This window comes from Paraflavitalea sp., from assembly GCF_059502485.1.
The window spans coordinates 1,809,736-1,832,536 of record NZ_JCACET010000010.1 but is presented as its reverse complement, the minus strand read 5'-3'; the positions used below and the strand labels follow the sequence as shown (position 1 = coordinate 1,832,536).

22 protein-coding genes are annotated in these 22,801 nt (G+C 46.9%); 11 read left to right on the top strand and 11 right to left on the bottom strand.

The window, feature by feature from the left end:
- Window positions 1-49: 49 nt before the first annotated feature.
- A complete protein-coding gene (locus AC5JBY_RS24525; protein WP_495907307.1) occupies window positions 50-1,453 on the top strand; it encodes a sugar porter family MFS transporter in 1,404 nt (467 codons plus the stop codon).
- A gap of 67 nt (window positions 1,454-1,520) precedes the next feature.
- Here AC5JBY_RS24525 and AC5JBY_RS24520 read toward each other — a convergent pair whose 3' ends face one another.
- Both AC5JBY_RS24520 and AC5JBY_RS24515 read right to left on the bottom strand, forming a co-directional pair.
- On the bottom strand, window positions 1,521-2,573 hold the full coding sequence (locus AC5JBY_RS24520; RefSeq protein ID WP_495907306.1) for a rhomboid family intramembrane serine protease: 1,053 nt from the start codon (window positions 2,571-2,573) through the stop codon (window positions 1,521-1,523).
- A gap of 17 nt (window positions 2,574-2,590) precedes the next feature.
- Window positions 2,591-3,106 (bottom strand): hypothetical protein, encoded by a 516-nt coding sequence (locus AC5JBY_RS24515; protein WP_495907305.1) that lies wholly within the window; start codon window positions 3,104-3,106, stop codon window positions 2,591-2,593.
- Window positions 3,107-3,264: 158 nt separating this feature from the next.
- Here AC5JBY_RS24515 and AC5JBY_RS24510 point away from each other — a divergent pair, with 158 nt between their 5' ends.
- The gene (locus tag AC5JBY_RS24510; protein WP_495907304.1) at window positions 3,265-3,834 is read left to right on the top strand and encodes a PhnA domain-containing protein; all 570 of its coding nucleotides are present in this window, start codon (window positions 3,265-3,267) and stop codon (window positions 3,832-3,834) included.
- Here AC5JBY_RS24510 and AC5JBY_RS24505 read toward each other — a convergent pair.
- On the bottom strand, window positions 3,824-4,483 hold the full coding sequence (locus tag AC5JBY_RS24505; RefSeq protein WP_495907303.1) for a DUF4844 domain-containing protein: 660 nt from the start codon (window positions 4,481-4,483) through the stop codon (window positions 3,824-3,826). The two genes, AC5JBY_RS24510 and AC5JBY_RS24505, sit on opposite strands and share 11 nt — an antisense overlap.
- Window positions 4,484-5,001: 518 nt before the next feature.
- Between AC5JBY_RS24505 and AC5JBY_RS24500 the strand changes: the two genes are divergently transcribed.
- Both AC5JBY_RS24500 and AC5JBY_RS24495 read left to right on the top strand, forming a co-directional pair.
- Window positions 5,002-6,210 (top strand): helix-turn-helix domain-containing protein, encoded by a 1,209-nt coding sequence (locus AC5JBY_RS24500; RefSeq protein WP_495907302.1) that lies wholly within the window; start codon window positions 5,002-5,004, stop codon window positions 6,208-6,210.
- 53 nt (window positions 6,211-6,263) lie between these two features.
- Entirely contained in the window at window positions 6,264-7,757 is a 1,494-nt protein-coding gene (locus AC5JBY_RS24495) for a S41 family peptidase (RefSeq protein WP_495907301.1), read from the top strand.
- A gap of 34 nt (window positions 7,758-7,791) precedes the next feature.
- On the opposite strand, the gene AC5JBY_RS24490 is transcribed toward AC5JBY_RS24495, so the two are convergent.
- Together AC5JBY_RS24490 and AC5JBY_RS24485 are read right to left on the bottom strand one after the other, a co-directional pair.
- Entirely contained in the window at window positions 7,792-9,081 is a 1,290-nt protein-coding gene (locus AC5JBY_RS24490; RefSeq protein WP_495907300.1) for an alpha-amylase family glycosyl hydrolase, read from the bottom strand.
- A 44-nt stretch (window positions 9,082-9,125) separates the two neighbouring features.
- On the bottom strand, window positions 9,126-10,883 hold the full coding sequence (locus tag AC5JBY_RS24485; protein WP_495907299.1) for an amidohydrolase family protein: 1,758 nt from the start codon (window positions 10,881-10,883) through the stop codon (window positions 9,126-9,128).
- 111 nt (window positions 10,884-10,994) lie between these two features.
- Here AC5JBY_RS24485 and AC5JBY_RS24480 point away from each other — a divergent pair, with 111 nt between their 5' ends.
- Window positions 10,995-12,080, top strand: coding sequence for a sensor histidine kinase (locus AC5JBY_RS24480; protein ID WP_495907298.1), 1,086 nt, complete (start codon window positions 10,995-10,997; stop codon window positions 12,078-12,080).
- 6 nt (window positions 12,081-12,086) lie between these two features.
- Window positions 12,087-12,827, top strand: a complete 741-nt coding sequence (locus AC5JBY_RS24475; RefSeq protein WP_495907297.1) for a LytR/AlgR family response regulator transcription factor — start codon at window positions 12,087-12,089, stop codon at window positions 12,825-12,827.
- A gap of 67 nt (window positions 12,828-12,894) precedes the next feature.
- On the opposite strand, the gene AC5JBY_RS24470 is transcribed toward AC5JBY_RS24475, so the two are convergent.
- Both AC5JBY_RS24470 and AC5JBY_RS24465 read right to left on the bottom strand, forming a co-directional pair.
- Entirely contained in the window at window positions 12,895-13,524 is a 630-nt protein-coding gene (locus AC5JBY_RS24470) for a c-type cytochrome (RefSeq protein ID WP_495907296.1), read from the bottom strand.
- Window positions 13,525-13,770: 246 nt separating this feature from the next.
- Window positions 13,771-14,424 carry a J domain-containing protein gene (locus AC5JBY_RS24465; protein ID WP_495907295.1) on the bottom strand — a complete coding sequence of 218 codons (654 nt, stop codon included), beginning with the start codon at window positions 14,422-14,424 and terminating at the stop codon, window positions 13,771-13,773.
- A 101-nt stretch (window positions 14,425-14,525) separates the two neighbouring features.
- On the opposite strand from AC5JBY_RS24465, the gene AC5JBY_RS24460 reads away from it, so the two are divergent.
- The 4 genes from AC5JBY_RS24460 (at window position 14,526) to AC5JBY_RS24445 (ending at window position 18,572) form a co-directional block, all read left to right on the top strand.
- Window positions 14,526-15,425 carry a polysaccharide deacetylase family protein gene (locus AC5JBY_RS24460; protein WP_495907294.1) on the top strand — a complete coding sequence of 300 codons (900 nt, stop codon included), beginning with the start codon at window positions 14,526-14,528 and terminating at the stop codon, window positions 15,423-15,425.
- Window positions 15,426-15,584: 159 nt separating this feature from the next.
- Window positions 15,585-16,343 carry a LytR/AlgR family response regulator transcription factor gene (locus AC5JBY_RS24455; protein ID WP_495907293.1) on the top strand — a complete coding sequence of 253 codons (759 nt, stop codon included), beginning with the start codon at window positions 15,585-15,587 and terminating at the stop codon, window positions 16,341-16,343.
- Between the two features lie 135 nt (window positions 16,344-16,478).
- Entirely contained in the window at window positions 16,479-17,606 is a 1,128-nt protein-coding gene (locus tag AC5JBY_RS24450; protein ID WP_495907292.1) for a T9SS type A sorting domain-containing protein, read from the top strand.
- Between the two features lie 294 nt (window positions 17,607-17,900).
- A complete protein-coding gene (locus AC5JBY_RS24445) occupies window positions 17,901-18,572 on the top strand; it encodes a DUF4397 domain-containing protein (RefSeq protein WP_495907291.1) in 672 nt (223 codons plus the stop codon).
- Window positions 18,573-18,650: 78 nt separating this feature from the next.
- On the opposite strand, the gene AC5JBY_RS24440 is transcribed toward AC5JBY_RS24445, so the two are convergent.
- The 3 genes from AC5JBY_RS24440 to AC5JBY_RS24430 all read right to left on the bottom strand — a co-directional run bounded on the left by AC5JBY_RS24440 (window position 18,651) and on the right by AC5JBY_RS24430 (window position 21,391).
- Window positions 18,651-20,036 (bottom strand): glycosyltransferase, encoded by a 1,386-nt coding sequence (locus tag AC5JBY_RS24440; RefSeq protein ID WP_495907290.1) that lies wholly within the window; start codon window positions 20,034-20,036, stop codon window positions 18,651-18,653.
- A 135-nt stretch (window positions 20,037-20,171) separates the two neighbouring features.
- Window positions 20,172-20,807, bottom strand: a complete 636-nt coding sequence (locus AC5JBY_RS24435) for an MgtC/SapB family protein (RefSeq protein ID WP_495907289.1) — start codon at window positions 20,805-20,807, stop codon at window positions 20,172-20,174.
- An 11-nt stretch (window positions 20,808-20,818) separates the two neighbouring features.
- Entirely contained in the window at window positions 20,819-21,391 is a 573-nt protein-coding gene (locus AC5JBY_RS24430) for a hypothetical protein (protein WP_495907288.1), read from the bottom strand.
- A 426-nt stretch (window positions 21,392-21,817) separates the two neighbouring features.
- Between AC5JBY_RS24430 and AC5JBY_RS24425 the strand changes: the two genes are divergently transcribed.
- Window positions 21,818-22,021 (top strand): hypothetical protein, encoded by a 204-nt coding sequence (locus AC5JBY_RS24425; protein WP_495907287.1) that lies wholly within the window; start codon window positions 21,818-21,820, stop codon window positions 22,019-22,021.
- Window positions 22,022-22,147: 126 nt separating this feature from the next.
- Here the strand turns inward: AC5JBY_RS24425 and AC5JBY_RS24420 are convergent, their stop codons facing one another.
- Window positions 22,148-22,714: a hypothetical protein gene (locus AC5JBY_RS24420; protein ID WP_495907286.1), complete on the bottom strand. Its 567-nt coding sequence runs from the start codon at window positions 22,712-22,714 to the stop codon at window positions 22,148-22,150.
- Between the last annotated feature and the right edge of the window lie 87 nt (window positions 22,715-22,801).

Sequence of the window (22,801 nt, the reverse complement as noted above, 5' to 3'; positions counted from 1 at the left end):
AGCCTGTCGAAGGGTACAGAAGGGCATCACACAACATAAACAGCAACAAATGAAACACGGTCAAAAAAAGATAAGCCTTGCATTGATCACCTGGGTGGTGGCATTGGGAGGGTTTCTTTTCGGGTTCGATATGGCAGTCATCTCCGGCGTATTGCCGTTGGTACAAAAACAATTCCTGCTAACACCAGGCCAGGAAGGATGGTTTGTTTCATCAGCTTTGATTGGGTGTATAATCGGTGTGGCATTCTCCGGAGAGTTGAGTGATAGGATAGGCAGGAAAGAGCCGCTCCTTATAGCAGCCATCCTGTTTGTCGTATCAGCTGTTGGTTGCGCAGTAATGCCTTATCTGTCGGGAGTGATCGTATTTCGTTTGTTGGGAGGTATCGGTATTGGTATCGCGTCAAACGTTGTCCCCTTATACATCTCTGAAATTGCACCGGCTCATAACCGCGGCAGGTTGGTCACCTATTACCAGCTGGCAGTAACCGTGGGCATCCTGGTAGCCTATATTAGCAATGCCGGTCTTGTCGCAGTAGCGCCACACAACACTCCGGGCAATGAAACCTGGCGTTTAATGTTCGGAGCGGGCGCTATTCCGGCGTTGCTCTTTTTCGGTGGACTATTCCTGGTCCCTGAAAGCCCGCGTTGGTTGAGGCAGAAGGGGAGATATGAAGAAGCCAACCGTATTACCAGCGCCATCACCGGCCAGCCGGTCGCAGCAGTTAATGGAGCTGCGACAGTGAAAGAAAACAATAAGAAGGTATCGTATCGTGAGCTGTTTGCCCCCGGCATGCGCAAAGCATTATTGATAGGCATACTCCTGCCGTTCTTTTCACAATTCAGCGGCATCAATGCCATCATCTACTACGGACCCGGCATATTGAGTAATGCAGGTGTATCATTAAGTAATTCCTTGTTGAGCCAGGTGATCTTTGGATTGGCCAACGTGCTCTTTACCCTCATCGCCATCTGGAAAGTAGATAGCTGGGGCAGAAGACCCTTATACCTCTACGGCACAGCGGGTGCGGCTGTAACACTGGTGTTGACGGGATTGTGCTTTTACTATGGCGCTACCCAAAGCATCTGGTTGCTGGTATTTGTGTTGTCCTTCCTGGCATTCTTTGCCTTCTCCATTGGCCCCTTGAAGTTTGTAGTAGCTTCAGAAATATTCCCCGACGCCATTCGTGGCCGTGCGTTGGCCATCAGCATCATGGTCATGTGGATCGCCGATACCATTGTAGGACAACTTACCCCTATATTACTGAAAGAGATCGGCAGTAGCGGCACCTTCTGGTTCTTTGCCGTCTTTTGTGTGATCGCTTTTGTATTCATTTACCGCTTCCTTCCCGAAACCAAGGGCCGCTCCCTCGAACAGATCGGCGACTCATGGAAAAGTGAGGGCACAGAAGGAGATAAACAGCCTATGGCAGATACCCACATACCAATACATTAACCGTTCAAGGTTGCTTAGCTCTACGAGGCTTGTAGCCTCGTAGCCCTATTCCCGGGCCTCTGGCCCGCTATTCCTTGGGAAGCAGCTGCAGATTCTCTTTGGCCATGGCATTATCCTTATCTATAGCCAGTATCTTATTATAAACCTCGCGTGCTTCTTTAAATTTTTTATTGATCTGAAGTTCGGCAGCCTTCTGCGATAACGTATGGATCTCCAATTGCTTTAAATTGATTTTGGCAAACTCATTATCCGCATCTCTATCCAGTATCTTTCTATAAAGGACCATTGCTTCCTCCAGCTTTTGCGCATTATGAAGTTTAAAGGCCTGATGGGAAAGCAATGAAACAGAAAAAGGGCTCCACCAAACAGAAGACCCCAAAACAGCCAGTAACAACAACGCGCCGGCCCATTGCTTATAAGACGCAAAGCGGGTAAGATAAGCCAGCAACATGCCCCACACAAGTCCGCCGACATGGGCAGCATTGCCGATATTCATAAGCCCGAGCTTTGTTATCACGATACAAATGACCAGCCATGCAAAGAATAAGCTGATGGCCTGTCGATCAAGGTAGTTTTTATACGCATCAGACGATTTACTCTTTATGAATACGAAGCCAAAAAAAGCATAAGCAATTCCTGATAGACCAATACCCGATGCGTCACTAAAGGAGAGTTGCGCTAAAGAGCTGACCAGGGCAGAAGATAAGACCAGCAGCAGGTAAAAAAGCTTGTTGCTCTCAAATTCGATCTTCTTTCCGAGGAACCAGAACCAGAATAAATTAAAGATAATATGCCAGACTTCTACGTGTAAGAAATTAGACGTGATAAGACCCCAATAATCTCCGTCGAAGATCTCCGTGAAGGAAGAAGCGCCCCATTTCCTGTATGCTTCCATACTGATAGGCTTGTCTTCAAAAAGATTTATCCCGAGAAATAGAACAATACTCGCTGCACAGAAAATGACTGTTGCAATAGGAATATACTTTTTAAAAACAGGATCAACAGGCGGAGCGCCGTCACCTGTTTGTTCATCGCTTGCAGATTGAGTATGATCTATAGGTTGAGTATTGTCTACAGCTTGGGTACTGTCAATAGGGTCGGTTGGTTTATTGTCAGGCATGGTGGAGACTTGGAAGATCAGAGCTTGATACTGTAAAATGTTTTCTTGAATTTGTCGATGTATATGCCTTTATCAAGATCACCACTCGCGAAAACAATGAGTGTGTTATCCTTGATCACATAGGCATTAAAAACAAAGTTCTTATAATTGGTCTTTTCATTAGACTCGGTATATGAAACATAATACGCCGGATTTCCGTGAAGGGTCGTATCCTTTTTGACTACATCCGAAAGGGTATTATTCAGTTGTTTGGAAAAAGCCACGAATTGTTCGAACTGGTCAAGCGCCACTTTAGCACTCATATTAGGTGCTAAGGTGAAGGAAAAAGCAGACGGGTTAACACTCTTAATGTCCGATGGTCCGTTTTTAGTGTAAACAACCGTTCCCTGGAAGTTGGCGGCAAAGTGGAAGCCGGTAATGCTGGAGTCGATCTTGAGGTCTTCAAATTGCACCTTACCGGTAGAAGCAGGGGCGACCTGTCCGGCAGCAAAAAAATAAACAACAAGCAGGAGAGAAGTAAGAGTAAACTTCATATAATATTGGGTTAAGGGTGTAGAAATCGGGGTATTGTTACCAACGCTAACAAACAATCATTGCAATATATTATAAAAAACTGGTTGTCAAAGTATATGGGCTTACTCATAGTGTAAACAATCTTATCTTTACGGCTCGTATATAACAATAAATAATAATGAGCATTACAATAGCAGCCGGATTAAAAGATCGTAGCAGTGGAACTTGCGAATTATGCAGCAACGAACAGGCAACCATTGCCTATGCTGTTAGCCCTAAAAATAACGATGCTATTGAGCATGAAGTAGCCTTGTGTAATACCTGTCTTTCTGCAATCGATGATCCGGCAGCTTCACTGCATTGGCAATGCCTGGCGGGCAGCATCTGGAATACAGAGCCCAGCGTGCAGGCTTTGAGCTATCGGATACTCTATAAACATAAAGATCAGGCATGGGCCAGCGAGATCATGGATTCTGTGACATTAGAGGAGTCGGTGATCAACTGGGCACTCAGTGCATTCGAAGTAAAAGAAGTGCACCGCGATAGCAATGGTAGTCAGCTGGAAGCAGGTGACACCGTTGTGCTTACCCAGGGATTGAATGTTAAAGGAACTAACTTCACGGCTCCTAAAGGAACGATTGTTCGAAAAATAAGATTGGTACCCGATAATACGGAGCAGATAGAAGGAAAGATAAACGACCAAACGATTGTGATCCTTACAAAATATGTACGCAAAGCTACTTCCTAAAAACCTTAATTTGCTCAAGCCTTGTCAACGCTTGGTCGTAGGTATATTCATCTTTAGGTAGGTGTTCTACCATTTTATAATTCCCGAATCGAACCTCTTTAACATCTGGTCCGTGCGAAAGCAGGTTCAGCTCTTCACAGTTATTGCATCTTACCACATCCCAGGAGTAGTCAGGTATTCCGGCTTCTTTCCTAAGAATATGGGTTTCTAAATCTATACTGCATTTCGTACAGGGGGTTCGAAGTGTCTCAACAATTTTTTCAGGGCGAAGCGTTCGTTGGATTTTCATCAGTGTTGCTAACACAGAACCATAAAGCCACTTAGTCAGGTGTTCATTAAAATCAACTTGTACAATGGAAGCAAGTTCATGAAATAAATCGCAAATAAACTCCCGTTCTTCTGTATCGAAGTCTGATCTTTTTAATCTATTGAGCTCCGAATCAAGTAGTGTTGTTAAAGCTTTGGTTGACTCTTCACGATTTACCGCATTAACCAGCTTGTCTGTGCAGACATTGAAGAATGCAGTAAGATATTGACATAACTCATCGCCGGAAGGATTTAAACCCCTTTCATTCCATGCCTGTACTGAAAACTTATCACGTCGTTTAAACTCAATAAGCTTGTCAATCTTTTCCTGGGTGTTTTGCATAATTAAACCGATAGGCTGCTGTTTGCCTCGCCGGGTGTAGACAAGATAGCTATTTTATAATATTTCAGCCAGGCTAAACGTAGACGTGTTGGTTTGGGGTACCTGCCGTTTAGTCACACTAACCCGTCACATTAAAAAGGGTCAAATGGGTCATAAGTACTAAAAACGGTCATCTCCATTTGGGTGGCCTGTAGATATGATCTACGTTTGTATTGATTCAATGAATGACACAAGGACAGTGAAGTGATGGGAATATATACAGCAATTGGCAGGAAAGCGTAGAGATTGCAGGGCATGAACAAGAGGCGAAGTGTAGATACAGTAAGGATAGTGTATAGATGGTGTATAGATGCTGTATAGATAGTGTATCAAAATAGCAGTGTATAGAAAATTCGCAGTTTTAGCCAAAAACAGCAGGGCTGGTTGTTTCCGTCTTTGAGATGATTGTCATACGATCATTTTACAATTTTCTTTTCATTAGCAGGTTGTATTTTTAGGTTGAACGAAAACGTACAAGTATGAGTTCCTGGTCAGGCTTTTTGGATACCATCGTTTTGCTGGGCATACTGCAAGGGTTTATCCTCAGTGCCTTGTTGTTTTCATCCCGCAAAAAAAAGCCTGCCAATCGTTTCCTGGCTGCCCTTATAGCACTTATCACATTGGCCTGTCTCAACATCTACCTGCTCGATGCTACCTGGCTGGATAGCAACATCGTATTGCATATACTCGCCGGTGCATTGCCGCTTGTAGTGATCATGCCGATAGGCCCATTGATCTGGTGTTATGTCCAGGCAACAACCGATCCCATATTCCGTCTCACCCGCAAACAGTACCGGCATTTCTATCCGGTAGTGCTCGACCTCTTCCCGTATTTACTCATCCTGATTGCCGATATCGGATCACTTACCGGCATGGTATCCAAAGGACAGCGCAGCTGGGTAAGTAGCTTTATCGATCAGTGGCAGGTGTATGCCGACATTCCCCGTTGGCTATCCCTCACAGCTTATCTGTGGCTGACCCACCAATACCTGCGGCAGCAAACAGCAGAGCAACCGCAAACAAGCCATTGGCTACAGCAGTTTGTAACGATATTTCTCGTATTCCAGGCCATCTGGTTTGTCTACCTCGTGCCCTATAGCATTCCCGCTACGCGGCAGGCGTTGCTCGATGCTGTCGACTGGTACCCTGTATTTATTCCGCTGGCAGTAATGATCTATTGGCTGGGGCTTAAAGGATACCTTGTCAACTATAAACCCTTTGAGTTAAACAGCCCTAAAACATTGGCTACGGTCTCCGCTTTGCCCGAGTCTTTAGCAACGCTTTATATAGACCAGTTGCAGCTGATCATGGAAGCGCAAAAACTCTACCTTGATCCATCACTCACTGTGAATACATTGGCAAAGCAGGTGGACATACCCGCCAAAACGGTCTCCGCTGTATTGAACCAGCACCTCAACAAAAGCTTTTCCGTTTTTGTAAACGAATATCGCATAACCGCTTTCAGGCAAAGGATCATGCAGGAGGATGCCGATAAACTGACCATTCCCGGCCTTGCTGCAGAATGCGGCTTCAGCTCAGCCGCTACCTTTCAGCGCATCTTCAAACAGCTCACCGGCACTACGCCGTCCCAATTTATACAGGAGACAAAGCTGCCGGAAGGCGACTCCGTCAGGCCGCTCAATGCGGCCAGACCGGTCGATACCTCCCTCAAATCCGGAATTGAGTAACTGTTTTTCAGCCTGTTAAGCAGTTAATAAAGAGGTTTGCAAAAAAGCTACCCATGAAGTTTGTATGGATCATCCTTGTTTTACTATGTATCGTAACACAAGCTGCAGCGCAGGGGAAAAATCCCGTGTATGACAGTTTAGCTGACCGTACCCTGTCAAAACAGGATATGCAGGAAGACCTGCAATACCTCCGCCATATTATGGAGAAAACACATCCCGGCTTGTATCGTTATGCGTCCAGAGCTGACATGTACAGGCGCCTGGATAGTTTCTATAACCTCATTACCACGCCGTTACCTTATTACGATTTCTACAGGCTGCTGGCATCACTGATCGCTGGAGTTCGCTGTGCGCACACCACCATCCTTCCCGGTGGCAACTGGCAGGCTCATTTTTCCACCAATATGCCTGTATACCCTTTTTCAACGCATTTCATCAGCGACAAACTTTATGTATCGGCAAACCTTACGGCCGATACCACCATAAAACCCGGTTATGAAGTAACCCACATCAACGGCCAACTGGTAACAGCTATTCGCCAGTTTATCTTCGATCACTCCTGGAGTGATGGCTATAACCTTACCAATAAACAACAACGCCTGAATACCGGCTCGTTTGGCCTGTTCTATTATTTGTTCATAGCCCGGCCGGATAGCTTTGCCATCACTGCCAAAGACCTGTCAGGAAAAGAAGTCAGGATCGTTTATCCTGCACTAACAATGCAGCAAGGTGGCCAGCAGTTTCGCCAAAATCCAGTCAACAAAGAAATAATAAGACTATATGTAGATAGAAAACGAAAAGACCTCGACCTGGAGATCAATAAGGAGCTCAATACAGCCGTGCTCAGCATACGCACCTTTGGAGGAAAAGCAGCATCAGACCTGGGAGGTTTTCTGGAAAGATCCATGCGCGAGCTGAAGAAAAAGAATATTGGTCATCTTGTTATAGACCTGCGCAACAACGGCGGTGGGTGGGACAGTGCCGGCGTATTGCTCTTCAATTATCTTATTGACAAACCATCCCGATACTATATCCGGCAGCATGGTATTACCGATTCCATGCAATATTTAAAACTAAGCGATCTGTCGGAAGATGATCTTCAAAACGTACGTAATGAATTGATACGGGAGACAGACGGCACTTTTTCTTTGAAACCTGCTGCCGCTGCTGGCTTGTCGATACAAAACCCCAAACCACTCCACTATACCGGCAAGGTTTATTTCCTGATGAATGGCGGCAGTGCTTCCACTACGGCTGAGTTTTTAGCGGCCGCCCGTACCAACGAGCTTGGTGTATTCATTGGCGAAGAAGCAGGTGGCAATTATGAAGGCGGTAATGGTGGCTCCTTCATTCCATTGAATTTACCTCATAGTAATATCAGGATATCCATTCCATTAGTGTATTACAATAATGCCACAAAACCACCTTTTGAAAAGGGCAGAGGAGTATTGCCCGATCACGCAGTGCCCGACGACATCAACAACATCCTCAAAGGCATCGACACCCAAAAGCAATTCGCCTTCGATCTAATAAAGCGTGGCCATTAAAAGTAGCGGCTTGATCCAGAGCCCTTTCAACTTATTAACCTATCAACTTCCCATCAGGACTCGTGATATGCAACACCTCATACTGCCCCGGCTCAAAATCAAATTGCATCTTTCTTTTAATAGATACCGATTCACCTGAATAGAGATTATGATATTCACCGGCTATAGCCGGATGATCGATGCTGAAAGAGGCGCTCTCTTTACCGAAGTTTAGCAGCACAAGCACCTTATCTGCCTGTCGCCTGCACAGGTAAGCCAATACGTAAGTATGTTCTTGCGGTAGTATCAATACAGAAGCGCTTTCCTGTAAAGCTTTATTCTTTTTGCGGATGGTAAGCAAGGTCTTGTAAAAATCGTGTAGCTCTACTTTGCCGTTCCAGTCGATGGAATCCTTTTCAAAAAAAGCGAGGCGGTTATAATTAGGTTTTTCCTGTCCGGAGTAAATGAGCGGAATGCCCGGCCAGGTGCAGGTGAATACAGCCATGGCTTTGGCAGCGATGCCATATTTTTCATACTCGGTACCATGATCAGTATTCTCATCGTGATTGGAGGTAAACAATAATTTGCGCGAACCAATAGGATAGCGCGAATAATCTACCAGTATCTTCAGGATATCTGGCATCTTAATTTCTTTGCCAGCCATGAACTTATCGATGGCCCGCATGCACTCCCAGCCATAGGTGATATCAAACACTTCATGATAGTTCAGTATCTCACATTCTGCCAGCCACAGCAATGGCCTGATGGTATCACATTCACTGCGCGCCTCGATCCAGAAATCGATGGGCACAGTGCGCGCCATATCACAGCGAAATCCATCGAGGTTAAACTCCCGTAGCCAGAATTTCATAGAGTTGATCATCTCTGCGCGCATCTCGGGGATGTCGTAATTGAGATCTATCACATCAACCCAGCCATACAGTTCAGTGAAATTGCCAGCTTCATCTTTCCGGTACCAGTCAGCATACTTTTTCGTCCATTGATGATCATAGCCGGTATGATTCGCTACCCAGTCGATGATCACCTTCATGCCGTGAAAGTGAGCCGTATCGATCAGTTGCCTGAAATCATCAGTAGTGCCATAGGCAGGATCGATATCGGTATAAGAGCTGGCGGCATAATAACTGCCGTAAGTACCCTGTCTTTTTTCTACACTGATAGGCGTTACAGGCATCAGCCACAAAACATCCACCCCCATATTGGCCAGACGCGGGATGTGTTCGATAAAAGCCTGGAAAGTACCTTGAGGTGTGTATTGCCTGATGTTGACCTCGTAAATATTCGTTCCGTTGCCCCAGGATACAATGGGAAAAGCTGTGCTCATACAATGCCTTTAACAGGCATTATGCAACTTTGATACCCCGGTTCCTATTGGATAAAATACACTTCAGCGATCTTATCATTAACGATCTTATAAATAGCAATGGCTGTTAAAGGCTTATTGCCAAAGCCGGTAACACTTTCCTGGTCGATCACGGTATTGCCTTCCACAATACGATTCACCAGTTTGCAGTGCAATTCTTTTACATTGGTGAACATACCGCTGTATTGCTTCCGCATGGCTTCCTTGCCTTGCATGATCAAGGTGTTGGGGAAACTATAAATGCGTACACTGTCGCTATACGGCTCCAGGAAAGCATCGATGTTCCTGGCATTATAAGCATTCAATTGTTGCTGCGCCAGACTTTCCGGCGTTACGGGCAGCAGTTGTTTAGGCTGCATAGGTACACCGCGGTGGATCACCGTATTGATATTGCTCAGAATGGAGAGGTCTTGCAGCGGGTCTTTGTCCAGCAACAGCAGATCGGCGATCTTGCCTTTCTCGATACTGCCATAATCTTTGTCCTTGCCAAACCCTTTGGCCGCATTGATGGTAGCTGCACGGATGATATCGGCATTGCTGAGCCCTGCCTGCTTCATCACCAGCAGCTCATCGTAATAGGAAGAAGCATGGTGCGTACCGATATTGCCGGCATCGGTTCCCGTTACTACCAATACGCCTGCATCCTGCGCCAGTTTGAGGTTGGTTATCATGGTGCTGTCTTCCTTGTCGGGAATGCGAATGTAATTGCGTGTCTTCTTGTAATCGAAAGTGATCTTGTTTTTCTCGATGTGCTGCGGGTCCATCAGGGTGCCCAGCATAAAGGGATCACTGTATTTGAAGTCATGCGCCGTGAAGTTGAACTGCTGGCTGAACGTGCGGTTATAGTTTTGCGCAACGATCATCGTAGGAATATAAACCGTTTGTTTGGTCTTCAGCAATTGCAGCATCTCAGTGTCCAGCACTTTATCATCCACACTATGCACCAGTATATCGGCGCCGGCAGTCACGGCCAGTTTGGCTGTTTCATATTGCGTGGCGTGAACAGCTACCTTCAGGCCATTGGCATGGCTTTCTTCTATGGCAGCTTTTACGATCGGCAGCGTAGCCTCCGCTTTCTGGTTGGGCAATACGATGTACCATATCTTGATGAAATCAGGCTTGAGCGGTACCTGCTTTTGCACCAATGCGCGTGCTTCATCGGCAGTAGTGACTTTAACGATGGGTGGGTCTTTCTTATCGAGGTTGGGCGGCAGGTAGGTTGACACCAACGGACCGGTTACAAAGGCCGTAGGCGCGGCTATACGTGCATTCACCGAATCGCGGGTGGTGTAATTGCTCATAGGGCCACCCACGTCAATGACCGTGGTGATACCACAGGCGAGGTAGCGGGTCATGAGACCATATAGATTGTCCCTTACCCATTGTTGGTCCTTCTCATAGGGATATACCTGGTTGAGGTTGGCTCCGTCGGGGCGTGTGTACAAACCGCCGCTCTGGAAAAAGTGAATATGCGCATCCGTCATGCCCGGCATCATGTACTTGCCGGTACCATCGATCGTAATAGCATTGGCGGGCGCCTTGATCTTTTTGGAAGGGCCGGCTGCGGTAATGCGGTCATTCTCTATGACGATGGTTTGGTCGGCTTCGGCTTTCCCGGTGAGCACATTGATCACACTTACCTTGTTGATCACCAGGGGGGCGGCAGGCTTTTCGATTTTTGTCGTACCGGATTGATTTTGAGCAGGCGCAGTGAAGGATAAACCCGCCAGTATAGGCAGGAGCAGATGCTGTATTTTTCTCATGAAGCGGTTGCGTTTAATCAATTAAAGATAAGGTTTTGCCGCTCATCGAAGCAATACCCATTTCGTCGGATAGTTTCCTGCCCGGCATCCCGGATAGGGTATTTTTATAGTATGAGTGGCAACACATGGGAGCGGCTATTAGCTAAACGGATCATCTGGACCATCAGCCTGAAGGAATTTTTGCTCTGGTTGTTATTTTTCATCCTGTACGGGATCATTTACTACTATGCGCTTATCTCCATCAAGTTTGGCGCGCCCGCAACCGGGATCGATAAAGCAATCCTGACAGATATTTCCATAGGAGCTGGCGTGCAGGCATTGCTTACATTGCCCATCTGGTGGATCATCTTCCGCAAATTGAAAGACCGCCCACTCACCTTGATCCTGTTGGCCCACATCGCTTGCGCAGCCGTTTTTCTATACATCCGGTGTTGGGTAGAAAGCAGTGTGATCATGATCATAACCCATAAAGAACGGGGTGTCTATAGCTTTTGGTTTGCCTATTACCTGCCATTCCTGTTTTACCTCATACAGTTTGGTATCATGCACGCGTATAACTTCTGGCTAAAGAGTCAGCGGCAGCTGCAAAAAGAAAAAGAGTTGCTGTCCCTGGCCTATCAAAGCGAAGTAAATGCCTTGAAGGCGCAAATACAACCCCACTTCCTGTTCAATACCCTCAACTCGATTAGTGCTACTGTGCCACCTGAAATGGAAGCCACCCGGGTAATGATCGCACGTCTCGCCGATACTTTCCGGTATGCACTGCGTAGCACCCAAAAACATGAGGTAACACTGGCAGAAGAACTGGATTTCATTCATACCTGGATCGAGCTGGAAATGCACCGGTTCAAATCGCGGCTCAAAGTTGAATACGATACCGACGAATCTGTATTGCAAATACTGATACCACCTATGTTGTTACAACCATTGGTAGAAAACGCGGTGAAACATGGCATCGGGGGCAGTATCAGCGGAGGCACTATTAAAATATCCTGTATACGGGAGGGCCAGTATGCAAAGATCACGATCAGCGATACAGGAGCAGGATTTAAAGGCGATTGGCTGCAATTGGAACGTGCAGAAGGTATCGGACTGAAAAATACCCGCCAGCGGTTGCAGCGGTTATACAACGAAGAACTGTTTGTGCAAGCCAATATGCCTACCGGGTTCACCTCTTATTTTTACATACCCTTATAGACTATCATGACAAAGAAAGTATTGATCATCGATGATGAAGATGCGGCCCGGCTGGTAATACGACAATACCTTGCCGCCTTTGAAGAGTTGCAGATCATCGGTGAATGCAGCCATGGGCAGGAAGCCGTTACAGCCATCAACCGGCTGGAACCCGATCTGATATTCCTGGACATACAGATGCCCGGTCTTAGTGGCTTCCAGGTAATACAGCAGATCGTGCACGTGCCACAGATCATCTTTACTACCGCTTACGATCAATATGCCCTCAAAGCCTTCGACTCCAACGCCATCGACTACCTGTTGAAGCCCTATACATTGGAAAGGTTCAGGCAGGCAGTATCCAAAGTCTTATTGAGATCGGGCAACGCTTCCATGGAAGCGGTTAAAACCCTTGTCGATCAGGCGAGCTATACGGCCACCACCTATTCAGAAAGAATACTGGTAGAAAGTGGCAGCAAGCTCACCAACATACAAACGGCCGATATCATCTACCTCGAAGCAGAAAGAGATTATACCCGCCTGTTTACCGAAAAGAAACAATACCTCAGCAACTATGGCATCGGTGTGATCGTGCAGCGCCTCGACCCCCGGCACTTCATACGCATTCACCGCTCCTGGATCGTCAACATCAATCACATCAAAGAAGTATACCGGGAAGACAATGGCATACAGGTGGTCACTTCCAACAATGTTTCCCTCAAGGTTAGCCGCAGCTATACGGAAGACCTGCGCCGGCTCATGTACTGATCTTAAATAAAAATAAAAAGCATCCTTACGGGGATGCCTTTATTGGATGTACCTTTTAAATTGCCCCTTACAACTTCGCCAATTTGGCTGCTTCTGCAGGAGGTACAGGTGCAGGTACCCGGTTCTTCACAGGAGGCAATGACTGCAAATAAGTATATACGGCTTTAAGGTCTTCATCGGTCATTTTCCCTACAAACTCCCAGGGCATGGGTGGTAAAATAGGACGGCCACCTTCCTGGCCCAGGTGCTTACCGGTACGTATGGTCTTTACAAAGGTTTCTTCACTCCATGCGCCGATACCGGTAGTGGAATCAGGCGTAAGATTGGCGGAATAACTGATGCCCCAGGGACCCACAGCAGCGGTAAGATGACCTGAAAATAATACCCAGCCTCCCGGTTTAAGTGATTTGGCATCTACTGCCGGAATAGTGCTGCCTTCCGGGTGGCCGGACAATAAACGTTCTTCATCCAGCGACATGCCATGTGGGCCAAACTTTTTCGGAGAGTGACAATCATTGCAAAGTCCCACAGTTACCAGGTACTTACCCCGTGTTACCAGTTCTCCGTGCGTAAGCGCCGCGCTTTGCGGCAACACATCCGCCTTCTTTTCTGCTTGTGTTGTACAACTGGCATCTACCAGCACGATGGCGCCCACGAGCAAGCCCATGATGCCCGTAAGCATCAGCTTCTTCTTCATTGCGTTTAAGTTTTAAATTCAAATAAATATCTGTCTGCAGGTTACTGATAGCTTGCAGCAGGTGATGATACGGGCAGGATGATCACAGGATGAATAACGATGAGTGGGGGTGAAAGTTGAACAAAGGTATGCCCCATCAAATGCAGCAGCAATGCGGGATTGAACGAATTGTAATTTCTTTGCTATGAATTGAGACACGAAGAAAAGGGCAGCTAAGAGCTAATGCCTAACAGCTAAATCCTAAGCCTACTGGTTACCAACCTTGTACATGAGCCAGCAGATAAGGCCGGTGATTACTACTACCGCCACCCATTTGTATTTCTCCCACAGGTCGCGACGCTTTCTTTGTTGCACGGCATGATCGATGGCGCGGATGATGGGCTCGTCGTTGCCGGCCAGTTTGGCCAGTAGTAGCGCGATAGGCTGCAGGTATTTTAAGGGTAAGGGCTCAGCAGCTTGCAAGAGGGTTTTATTGATGGTGCGGTTGGTGGATACGTCGTTGAACTGGTGTAGGATGCCGATATTACTATCACTCAGCAACTGCCGGATATGAAAGCTCAAGGCATCGAAGTCGATCTGGAAAATGTTCATCGATACCACGTAGTCTTTCAACTGCTGGGCAGATGCCAGGATAGCGTCAGGCGTGAGCGGACGTTCAGTATAACCGCCGCCGATGCTGCGGTTGAACCAGCGTTTGTAATTGTATTCTTCCCGCTTTTTAGGGTCCGATAATACCTCCCAGGCTTCCTGTATCTCTTTGAACATAGCCTCCGAGAGAGGGGAGGCTTCATTTTTATCCGGGTGGTATTTCAACGCCAGCTGGCGGAACGACTTTTTGATCTCCTGCTGGGTGGCCAGCGGTGTCACTTCCAGTATTTTATAGTAATCTTTTAGCTGCATATATAACGGTGCGAAAATAGCGCGTATTTGCTTACAGAATCAGACAACAAAACCCTAAGTTTGCCGTTATAAAACCCAAGCTTACCTATTCCCTAAACGCTATGAAAACCACAGCCCTCCATTTTTCTGCCAGGAATCTTTCTGTAGCAATCTGCATGTTTTTTGCTTACAGTTGTCAAAATACACCCGGCACTACGGTGTCTATCGCTGCGCCGCCTCCGGCTGCTGCCGCTGAAAAGACCGAAACTCCGGCTGAGCCTAAACCGGTTGCCACGCCAACTCCAGCCACTGCAGTTCCTGTAGACCCGGCTAAAGTAATGGCCCGCCGTGAAGTGCCCATCCTTTGCTATCACCAGATACGCGAATGGAGGGATACCGATTCCAAAACAGCACAGAATTATATTGTACCGGTGCAGGCTTTCCGCGATCAGATGAAAATGCTGGCGGATAGTGGCTACCATACCATCCTGCCCGATCAGTTATATGCTTACCTCACCACCGGGGCTGCACTTCCATCCAAACCTGTAATGCTTACGTTCGATGATACCGACCTGGAGCAATATACTGTGGCACTGCCTGAGATGAATAAGTACGGATTCAAAGGTGTGTTCTTTGTAATGACCGTATCGATCGGAAGACCTCACTACATGAGCAAAACACAGATCAAGGACCTGGCCGATCAGGGAAATATCATTGGCTCACATACCTGGGATCATCATAATGTAAAACAATACCAGGGACAGGATTGGGTGACACAGATCGAGAAGCCATCTAAACAGCTGGAAACTATTACCGGTAAACCCGTTAATTATTTTGCATATCCATTTGGTCTATGGAACCCACAAGCCATTCCACAATTGAAACAACGCGGCATGATAGCAGCCTTCCAGTTATCAGGCAAGCGCGACCTCAATGATCCACTGCATACCATTCGTCGTATCATTGTTCCAGGAGCTTGGAAACCAGCTACATTGCAGTCCTGGATAAAGAAAAGTTTCTAAAACTGCTATAAAAAACTAATACGGTTCATCCGTTAATTCATTCGGTTTATTCTTTCTGATTAACTGTCTATAACGTTCGCTCTTTTTACCGCTATGGGGTTCTCTACATTTGCCGGCTGTTGAAAGTACCGTATTTCTCAACCGATAAAATGCAGAATCATGAAGGTATTAGTCGTGGAAGGGGAAAAGCGCGTTGTAAGGTTATTAGAACGGGCTTTGAAAAAGATCGATCACTCCATCCACATCATTGGAACAATCCCTGCTATTTTTGCTTCCGCCCATTGGCTGGAGCAGCATGGTATTCCGGATATTATTTTGATGAGTGAAAGAGCCGTGAAAGAACACCAGATCGCCGACCTCTCGAGCGGTAAGATCAACGCTACCGTTATTTTCACAGTACAGTCTGACCAGTTTACATTCTACGCTTTCCGCATCAGCCATCTTGAACATCTCCTACCGGCAGCTTTTATGAACCGCGTGCAGGAAGAAGCTTATACTACTACATTGCAATTGCCGGAACAAGCCATCGAAGCAACAGCTGCTGTAGCAACCACTGCAACATCTACTTTACAAACTGCCTGGCGAACCCGTTTTCTGGTAAGGCAGGGACAGAAATTTGCTTCTATCGAAACAACTACCATCGCTTATTTCTTCTCCGAAGGGCGCTTTATATTTTTCAAAACCTTCGATAGCCAAAAGTACCTGGTGGAGTATACATTGGAGGAGCTGGAATCGATGCTCGATCCGCAACTGTTCTTCCGCATCAACCGTTCACTACTCATTGCTTTTAAAAGCGTGGAGCAGATCCATCCTTACTTTGGCAACCGGTTAAAACTGTTCCTCGATCCTTCCATGGAAAAAGAAATACTGGTGAGCAGGGAAAAAGTAAACGAGTTTAAACGGTGGCTGGGGCAGTAAGTTCACTACGTAATTTGTGCAATTCGACCCGTTAATCATTCAGCTTAAACGGATTCGCTTTCAGGCACCGGGCGCATGGGGTATTTTGTTTGAGAACCTGATATCCTGCATAAAAACCCTCAAACCCCTATTCCCATGCGTGCCCTTGCTATGCTTATCAGCGTTGCATTTCTGCAACTATTGTATCAACCTGCGTTTAGCCAATGCATCGTTGCGCCACCCGTAGAGCCCTGTGTAGGTAATGAAGCAACCGTCTCCGATAACGAGACGATATTGCTCGGCACAAAAAAATGGCATTATGGAGCGCCGGCTACTTTTAACCAGCTTACGCTTCGCGGCGGTACCCTCATCGTTTGTACAGAACTTACCATTAATGTATTGAACATGGACTCTGGCACCATCGTGATCAGGCCAGGCGCCAAACTCACAGCCGGTGGGGGAGGAAGTGGTATGATCTGGCGGGGCAACTGTGCTGTTTATAACCATGGAAGGTTTGAGATCACTTCCAATATCACTTTTGAAGGGCCCAATGCCACCGCTTCAAAGCCCAATATCCTGATGAATGTAACGGCTGCTTCCTCGTGCCGTGCCTTCAACTACTTCGTGATCAATAACCCCTTTTCTTACTTTGTAAATAATGGGTTGGCAGAGTTTCATGGTATCATTACCGACAACAACGCGGTAGCTGGTAGTGTGTGCCTCGGAAAGGGAAGTCAGGTGAAGCAAACCGTTCTTATCAATAAAGTAAAAGATGCCTATTCGGTACCTTACGGCATGGCTTGCGTATCGGTATACCAGTTTTCGCAATTGACCGATACCCTGACCAATGATCCCAAGTTATTGATTTGCCTGAGTAGTTCGCATTCCTCAGCTACCGGAGGTACCAACAAGCCCAATGCCTGGGGAATACCGACAGCGCATATTTTTTCTGCCTGCAATAGCTGCGCCGATGTGGCGCTACTACCTGCGGAGGAGAGCCCGTCCCGGCCAACGCTCGCACGGGAAAATAATCCTTCCACGATCTCCCTGTTTCCCAACCCCTTTTCGGATGTCGTACGGATTAAATGGGCTACCGGTAAAAAACCGCATTCTGTCATGATACTTGATAATATGGGCCGCGTAGTGCACCATGAAAACCTGGAGCAGGCAGTGGCTGGCAGTCATAGTATTTCACTGGCTACCTTGCCGGCAGGCAGCTATATGGCAAGGATCATGTACCCGGGATCGGTGATCATTCAAAAACTCGTCAAAACAGGTAAATAATATCAGAAAACCTTGTTAAAGAGCCATTTGCATTCAGGCCTTGCCCTTACTTTTGCCAGGGGGCGTACAGCGGTGCAACGAAAATCCATCGTAAATTGTCTTAATAGCCTACAGGAAAACCTTTGCACCAAAGCCGGCAATCTTTCCTAATATTGTGCGGTGATATCCTGTAGATATAGTGCTGTTCGTCAACCCTAATTATTAAGATAAAAAAGTAAAACTGTGCAAAAGAGTAAGGCAAATATTTTCTTATGGAGCGCGATAGCTTTGCTGGGTGTTACCTTAACGGGCTGCTTGAAGACAAGTGAACCACAGCGGCAGGCTGCTAAAGCTTACGTATCGATGCTGCATTTAGCTACCAAAACACCGGCTGTGGCGGTGCAGATCTACTTTAATGATACCCTGGTATCCGGTACTTTTGATGCAGGTGGTGTATCACAAACTTATTCTCCTGTAAATACGGGCAACTTTGTCGTTAAGTTCAAAAAGAGCACCAAAGACAGCATAGTAGCCGGCATACCTTTTACGCGTTTCGATTCATTGGGTTTCTATTCCATGGTATTATTCAACGAACCCTCAGGATCTAATGTAAACGCCATGGTAATCGAGGATGACTTCTCCGATCTTACGCTTGATAAACCTTTCTTTAGATTCTGGCAACTGAGCCCCGGTATCAACGACCTGGGACCGGTAGACTTGTATGTCGATAATAACAAGATATTTTCTCAGCGCTCACTGGCTGATAATGAGTTCAGTGATTACTATAACGGATTTACAGCATCTACAGCAGGCTACCACAAGTTTGAGGTAAAAGTAAAAACCAGCGGCGGAACTGATAGTGTTGTTGCTAAATTAGACGATGTGAACCTGCTGGCAGGCAACGCTTATACCTTCTACCTGGCAGGTAACCCCGGCGGTACAGGTTCCAATGCCCTCGGATTGGGCGTATTAAGAGCAGCCAACTAAGCTTTGTATATAAAGAAATTGAAAGGGTGAGCCTACGTGGCTCACCCTTTTGTATTTGGTGGTGGTTTTAATGGTATTTTAATTGCTGACCAGCGTCTTGCTATTGGCCATTGACTTGCTTCCCAATGAACCCACATTGTTTTGCAACACTTCTGCTACATATTGTTCACAAAGCAGATGCGGATCGTACCGGTTGAATTCTGCCGCCAGTTTCTTCACCTGTTGTTTGTAGATATCGTTCGACAATACTTCCAGTACACTCTCCTTTAATTGTTGAGGCGTGGGCTTTTCTGTTTTCATATCAACGCCCAGCTTGAAATAGCCAACCCGTGCATTGATCTCCAGCTTGCCCTCGTGGATACCACCTACCACCAGTGGCAGTAAATGTTGAATACCCAGCAGTACACCACCATATCCTCCATTGGTAACATATACATCGGCATAAGGCATCACATCATCAAAAGGAATAAAATCTTCAACGATGATATTGTCGGCAGCATACTTTTGTTGCAAGGCAGCGGTGCCTGAGCCACCAGTAGTAGCAATCACCAGGTGGCTGGTAGAGCCCCTGAATGCTTCCAACGTGGGCACAATGATTTTCTCAGGATCTTTCTCTACAGTGCCCTGCGTCACAATGATCACCTTATCATACTGCTCCAGCTTTTCATGGTACCAGCGTTTGCGTTCGCGCGAAGATGTATAAGGCAGTAAAGGCCCGATAAAGCGAATATTGCTGGCCAGGTCACTGCGTTCAAACTCAAAGCCCGGCGTACCACTTTGCAGCATCAAAGTAGCCTTGCGGGTAAGCGTGTCGAATACATTGGAAGGTCCGGGGTCGATGTCATACTCCCTGAATATCTTGCGCATCACCTTATTGGATTTGCGGAAGATGAATTGGTCGGCGATGAAACGCATGAGGTCCTGCTTGCGCCTGCCAAAGAAACTGGTGGCAGGTGTAAGTCCCAATCCTGCAGGCCCCAGGTCTTTTGAAGTTTGTGTGATGGGAACAATGCCTATACCGATCACCGGGATATTCATCTTCTCTTTCACGAAAGGCATAGCAGAGAAAGTAACGTCTGCGATCATCAGGTCGAAGGGGAATGTTTGATAGATCTCCCGGATGTCGTCGTAATACTCTGTAGAGCGTAATATGAATACATTGATCAGGTCGTAATTCAATTTAGCGATCTGGCTCTTATGTTGCTCCCGGTCGGGAAACAACTCATTCACGTTGTCGCCATTCAGGTTCAGCGCCCGTTGAAAAGGATACCAGGGCATGCCCATCTTTTTGATCTTCTCTTCATAGGCATCGCCGGCATACCACCTTACATCATACCCAATGCTTTTCAGGTGCATGGCCAGCCCCGTGAGGGGATTGAAATGTCCATCGGCAGGCACACAGGCAAAAAGGATCTTCTTCCCATTGCCGTTTCCGGCATAACCATAATACTTGCTATTTTCCATAATAACCGGTTTTAAATTGATTGCAGCGACAATATTAAAAACCGGTTAAGTTCTTTCCCTGCCTGTAGTGCATGAATTGGCCGATCTGTATGACCAGTTGACGAAAGCAGGGGATAAGTCAAATAGAGGAGGAGGTCAAAACTCGAAATTGATAACCGTTTCGTCCTTCAGCATCGCATCGATAAAGCGGTCATGGGCTGCTTTACCACCTTTTATTTTGAGCCTGAAATGCAGTTCCTTTCCTTTCTTTGCCCGCCTTTGCTTGGCACAGGTGAGACCATAACTCTTTAACAGCGCCTCGTACTTCTGCAAAATGTCGGGTTCGTAAATACTTACGATGGTATAGGTTCTTTCTTTGTGAAAAGTGTCGATAAGCGGTTCGAGGTGAACGAAGAGTGATAGGACGATCAGTACACACAGCGCCGTGGCCGAGGCTACAATATACAATCCGTTGCCAACGGCCATACCGATGGCGGCGGTGGCCCAGATGGTGGCAGCGGTGGTGAGGCCATTAACGCCCTGCTCGCTTTTGAAGATCACGCCGGCGCCGAGGAAGCCGATGCCGGTCACTATAGTAGAAGCAATCCGGTCGGCAGTGCCATTGGTCAGCAGCAGGGATATAAGTGTAAACAGGCAGGAGCCCACGCAGATAAGCGTCAGCGTGCGCAGACCGGCGGATTTATCATGATATTCCCGCTCGGCGCCAATAAGGGCCCCGATAAGTACGGCAATACCTATTCGGATCAAAGCAGTTTCCCAATCCAATATCATATTAGCAGAAATTATTCCCTTTCATCGTCTTCATTCTCCTCATCAACACTGTAGGCATTATTCTCCTCGTCTTCCTCCCCGATTTCTTCATCGGCATCATCGTCCTCACTGCCGGGCACATCCAGGTCGTCACCGCTATAAGCATTGCGGAATCCCCGTTCATTTAGTGGGTCGCCATCTTCGTCGGTGCTGTCGAGCGCGCTGGCCCGTATGATCTTATCATCCTCATCGGAGTTATAGTCTGTTGCTTCCTGTAGCAGAGCTGCTTCTTCGGCAGAGACATTGGAGCCCCTGTCGGCAATGATATCCTCATCCTGCGGATCATCCAATATACTTGCACCCTCTTCATCATCGGAGGAAATGGTGGTATCCTGGAACTCACGCATGCGCGGCACCCGCACATGCTCCTGGCCGGGAATGTCTTTCACCTCGGGCAGGTCCAGCGTGGCCTCGTCACCCTGCAGCTTTGCCTCGTCTTGTGGCGAGTCTTGCAGATCACTGGAAGAAGCTTTTGACTTGGTTGCCGGTTGTGGGTTGGTATCTTTTAATTTGCCTGATTGGGCGCCCGCGGTTTTCTTTGCCATGGTCTTGCGTTTACAAAACACAACAAAAATCTTGTGCCAATGGTTTTTTATGGCGGTGAAGCCGGGAGAAAATTGATCAATACGTGATGGTGGTCAGATTTTCGTTTGGAACGGTTCACTCCTTAATAGAGCAAACCTTGTAAAAGAGTTCATTGTCAGGTAAATAATACACATTAAAAGCGCAGGATTTTTTTATTTGTGTGATCGAACGATTTCTTTTTTGACTATCTTTGAAGGGATCGAATGAATCGTAGCGAATTATTATCTCTTTCTCCGTCAACATTGAGCGCCTGCCATATTTAAAGTTCCGATTTTTTGCCCAACGTTTGCTTCCGCATCCCCTTAACTGAAAACTGTGCAAGGATAGTGCTGTGTGCATAATCAACCTGTTCAGTATTCTCTGTTCACTCTATAAAATCTGATGGCATGAAAAAGCTACATTACAATTACCTCCCTGCCGACGGAACCGGCACAGGAAAGGCAGCGAAAATCAAGACTCAACCAAAAACGTCTGCCGGCAAGACCACCCCTACACCTCCCGATGAGGAAACGATTAAACGCCTGAACGCTATTGCCCGTGAGTATCCCTTTTGCGTGAACTTCAGGCAGAATGGAATTTCATTGTTATAACATCCCCAATGAGGGAAAGATCAGAACCAACTGCTACATGAGAGGAAGCCGCCCCGGTAATACCAGAGGCGGCTTCTTCTTTCTATTAACGCTAATGGCTAATACCTAAAAGCTGACACCTAAGCGCTAATCTCTCCTGAAACTATTGGCATGGTCGTCGTCTACCGGCAGCGATTGGAAATAAAGAACAAGCGGGTAATTGGAAGACGGATCATAAGTAAAGAAAAACTTGTTGTTATTGGTCATACCCTGCACCTCACTGTCTGTAGCAGCCCGGTCAACGGTCAGTTTACCGGTTGTCCATCCTTTGTACCAGGCATTGCATACTTTAAACTCCAGCGTTTGAGCATTCTCGTCGAATACCACAGTACCATACATCCTGGTCACTGATTGCAGACCGCTATAATAACCCCCGTCTACCAGGAGTGTCAGTTCTGCATTCTTACCATTGGCATCAAACTTCAGGTACTGGCCGGTTTTGAAACCGGTGCCCACATATTTGCCATTATAGGCATCCGTTACAATGGTCGATGAAGCCTGACCCCGTACCCATCCGCCGGCAGCGCCTGCAGGGGCCGGGCTGCTGGGCAGGTTACACGATTTTGCCTGACCCTTACTATCATTGTCTTTGTCGCAGCTACTGTTGAAAAGGAGCGTGGCTACCGTTCCGATAATGAAAACTACTTTACGCATGGCTAATACTTTATGCTTATTGATTAATGAATGCGCAAAGTAATCCCGCCACACGGCCGCCATCAAGCCTGCACTGCCTGAATTGAC

Bases quoted from the DNA above. Each gene is read 5' to 3' on its own strand.
- AC5JBY_RS24525 (WP_495907307.1), top strand. From the start codon at position 50: ATGAAACACGGTCAAAAAAAGATAAGCCTTGCATTGATCACCTGGGTG.
- AC5JBY_RS24520 (WP_495907306.1), bottom strand. From the start codon at position 2,573: ATGCCTGACAATAAACCAACCGACCCTATTGACAGTACCCAAGCTGTA.
- AC5JBY_RS24515 (WP_495907305.1), bottom strand. From the start codon at position 3,106: ATGAAGTTTACTCTTACTTCTCTCCTGCTTGTTGTTTATTTTTTTGCT.
- AC5JBY_RS24510 (WP_495907304.1), top strand. From the start codon at position 3,265: ATGAGCATTACAATAGCAGCCGGATTAAAAGATCGTAGCAGTGGAACT.
- AC5JBY_RS24505 (WP_495907303.1), bottom strand. From the start codon at position 4,483: ATGCAAAACACCCAGGAAAAGATTGACAAGCTTATTGAGTTTAAACGA.
- AC5JBY_RS24500 (WP_495907302.1), top strand. From the start codon at position 5,002: ATGAGTTCCTGGTCAGGCTTTTTGGATACCATCGTTTTGCTGGGCATA.
- AC5JBY_RS24495 (WP_495907301.1), top strand. From the start codon at position 6,264: ATGAAGTTTGTATGGATCATCCTTGTTTTACTATGTATCGTAACACAA.
- AC5JBY_RS24490 (WP_495907300.1), bottom strand. From the start codon at position 9,081: ATGAGCACAGCTTTTCCCATTGTATCCTGGGGCAACGGAACGAATATT.
- AC5JBY_RS24485 (WP_495907299.1), bottom strand. From the start codon at position 10,883: ATGAGAAAAATACAGCATCTGCTCCTGCCTATACTGGCGGGTTTATCC.
- AC5JBY_RS24480 (WP_495907298.1), top strand. From the start codon at position 10,995: ATGAGTGGCAACACATGGGAGCGGCTATTAGCTAAACGGATCATCTGG.
- AC5JBY_RS24475 (WP_495907297.1), top strand. From the start codon at position 12,087: ATGACAAAGAAAGTATTGATCATCGATGATGAAGATGCGGCCCGGCTG.
- AC5JBY_RS24470 (WP_495907296.1), bottom strand. From the start codon at position 13,524: ATGAAGAAGAAGCTGATGCTTACGGGCATCATGGGCTTGCTCGTGGGC.
- AC5JBY_RS24465 (WP_495907295.1), bottom strand. From the start codon at position 14,424: ATGCAGCTAAAAGATTACTATAAAATACTGGAAGTGACACCGCTGGCC.
- AC5JBY_RS24460 (WP_495907294.1), top strand. From the start codon at position 14,526: ATGAAAACCACAGCCCTCCATTTTTCTGCCAGGAATCTTTCTGTAGCA.
- AC5JBY_RS24455 (WP_495907293.1), top strand. From the start codon at position 15,585: ATGAAGGTATTAGTCGTGGAAGGGGAAAAGCGCGTTGTAAGGTTATTA.
- AC5JBY_RS24450 (WP_495907292.1), top strand. From the start codon at position 16,479: ATGCGTGCCCTTGCTATGCTTATCAGCGTTGCATTTCTGCAACTATTG.
- AC5JBY_RS24440 (WP_495907290.1), bottom strand. From the start codon at position 20,036: ATGGAAAATAGCAAGTATTATGGTTATGCCGGAAACGGCAATGGGAAG.
- AC5JBY_RS24435 (WP_495907289.1), bottom strand. From the start codon at position 20,807: ATGATATTGGATTGGGAAACTGCTTTGATCCGAATAGGTATTGCCGTA.
- AC5JBY_RS24430 (WP_495907288.1), bottom strand. From the start codon at position 21,391: ATGGCAAAGAAAACCGCGGGCGCCCAATCAGGCAAATTAAAAGATACC.
- AC5JBY_RS24425 (WP_495907287.1), top strand. From the start codon at position 21,818: ATGAAAAAGCTACATTACAATTACCTCCCTGCCGACGGAACCGGCACA.
- AC5JBY_RS24420 (WP_495907286.1), bottom strand. From the start codon at position 22,714: ATGCGTAAAGTAGTTTTCATTATCGGAACGGTAGCCACGCTCCTTTTC.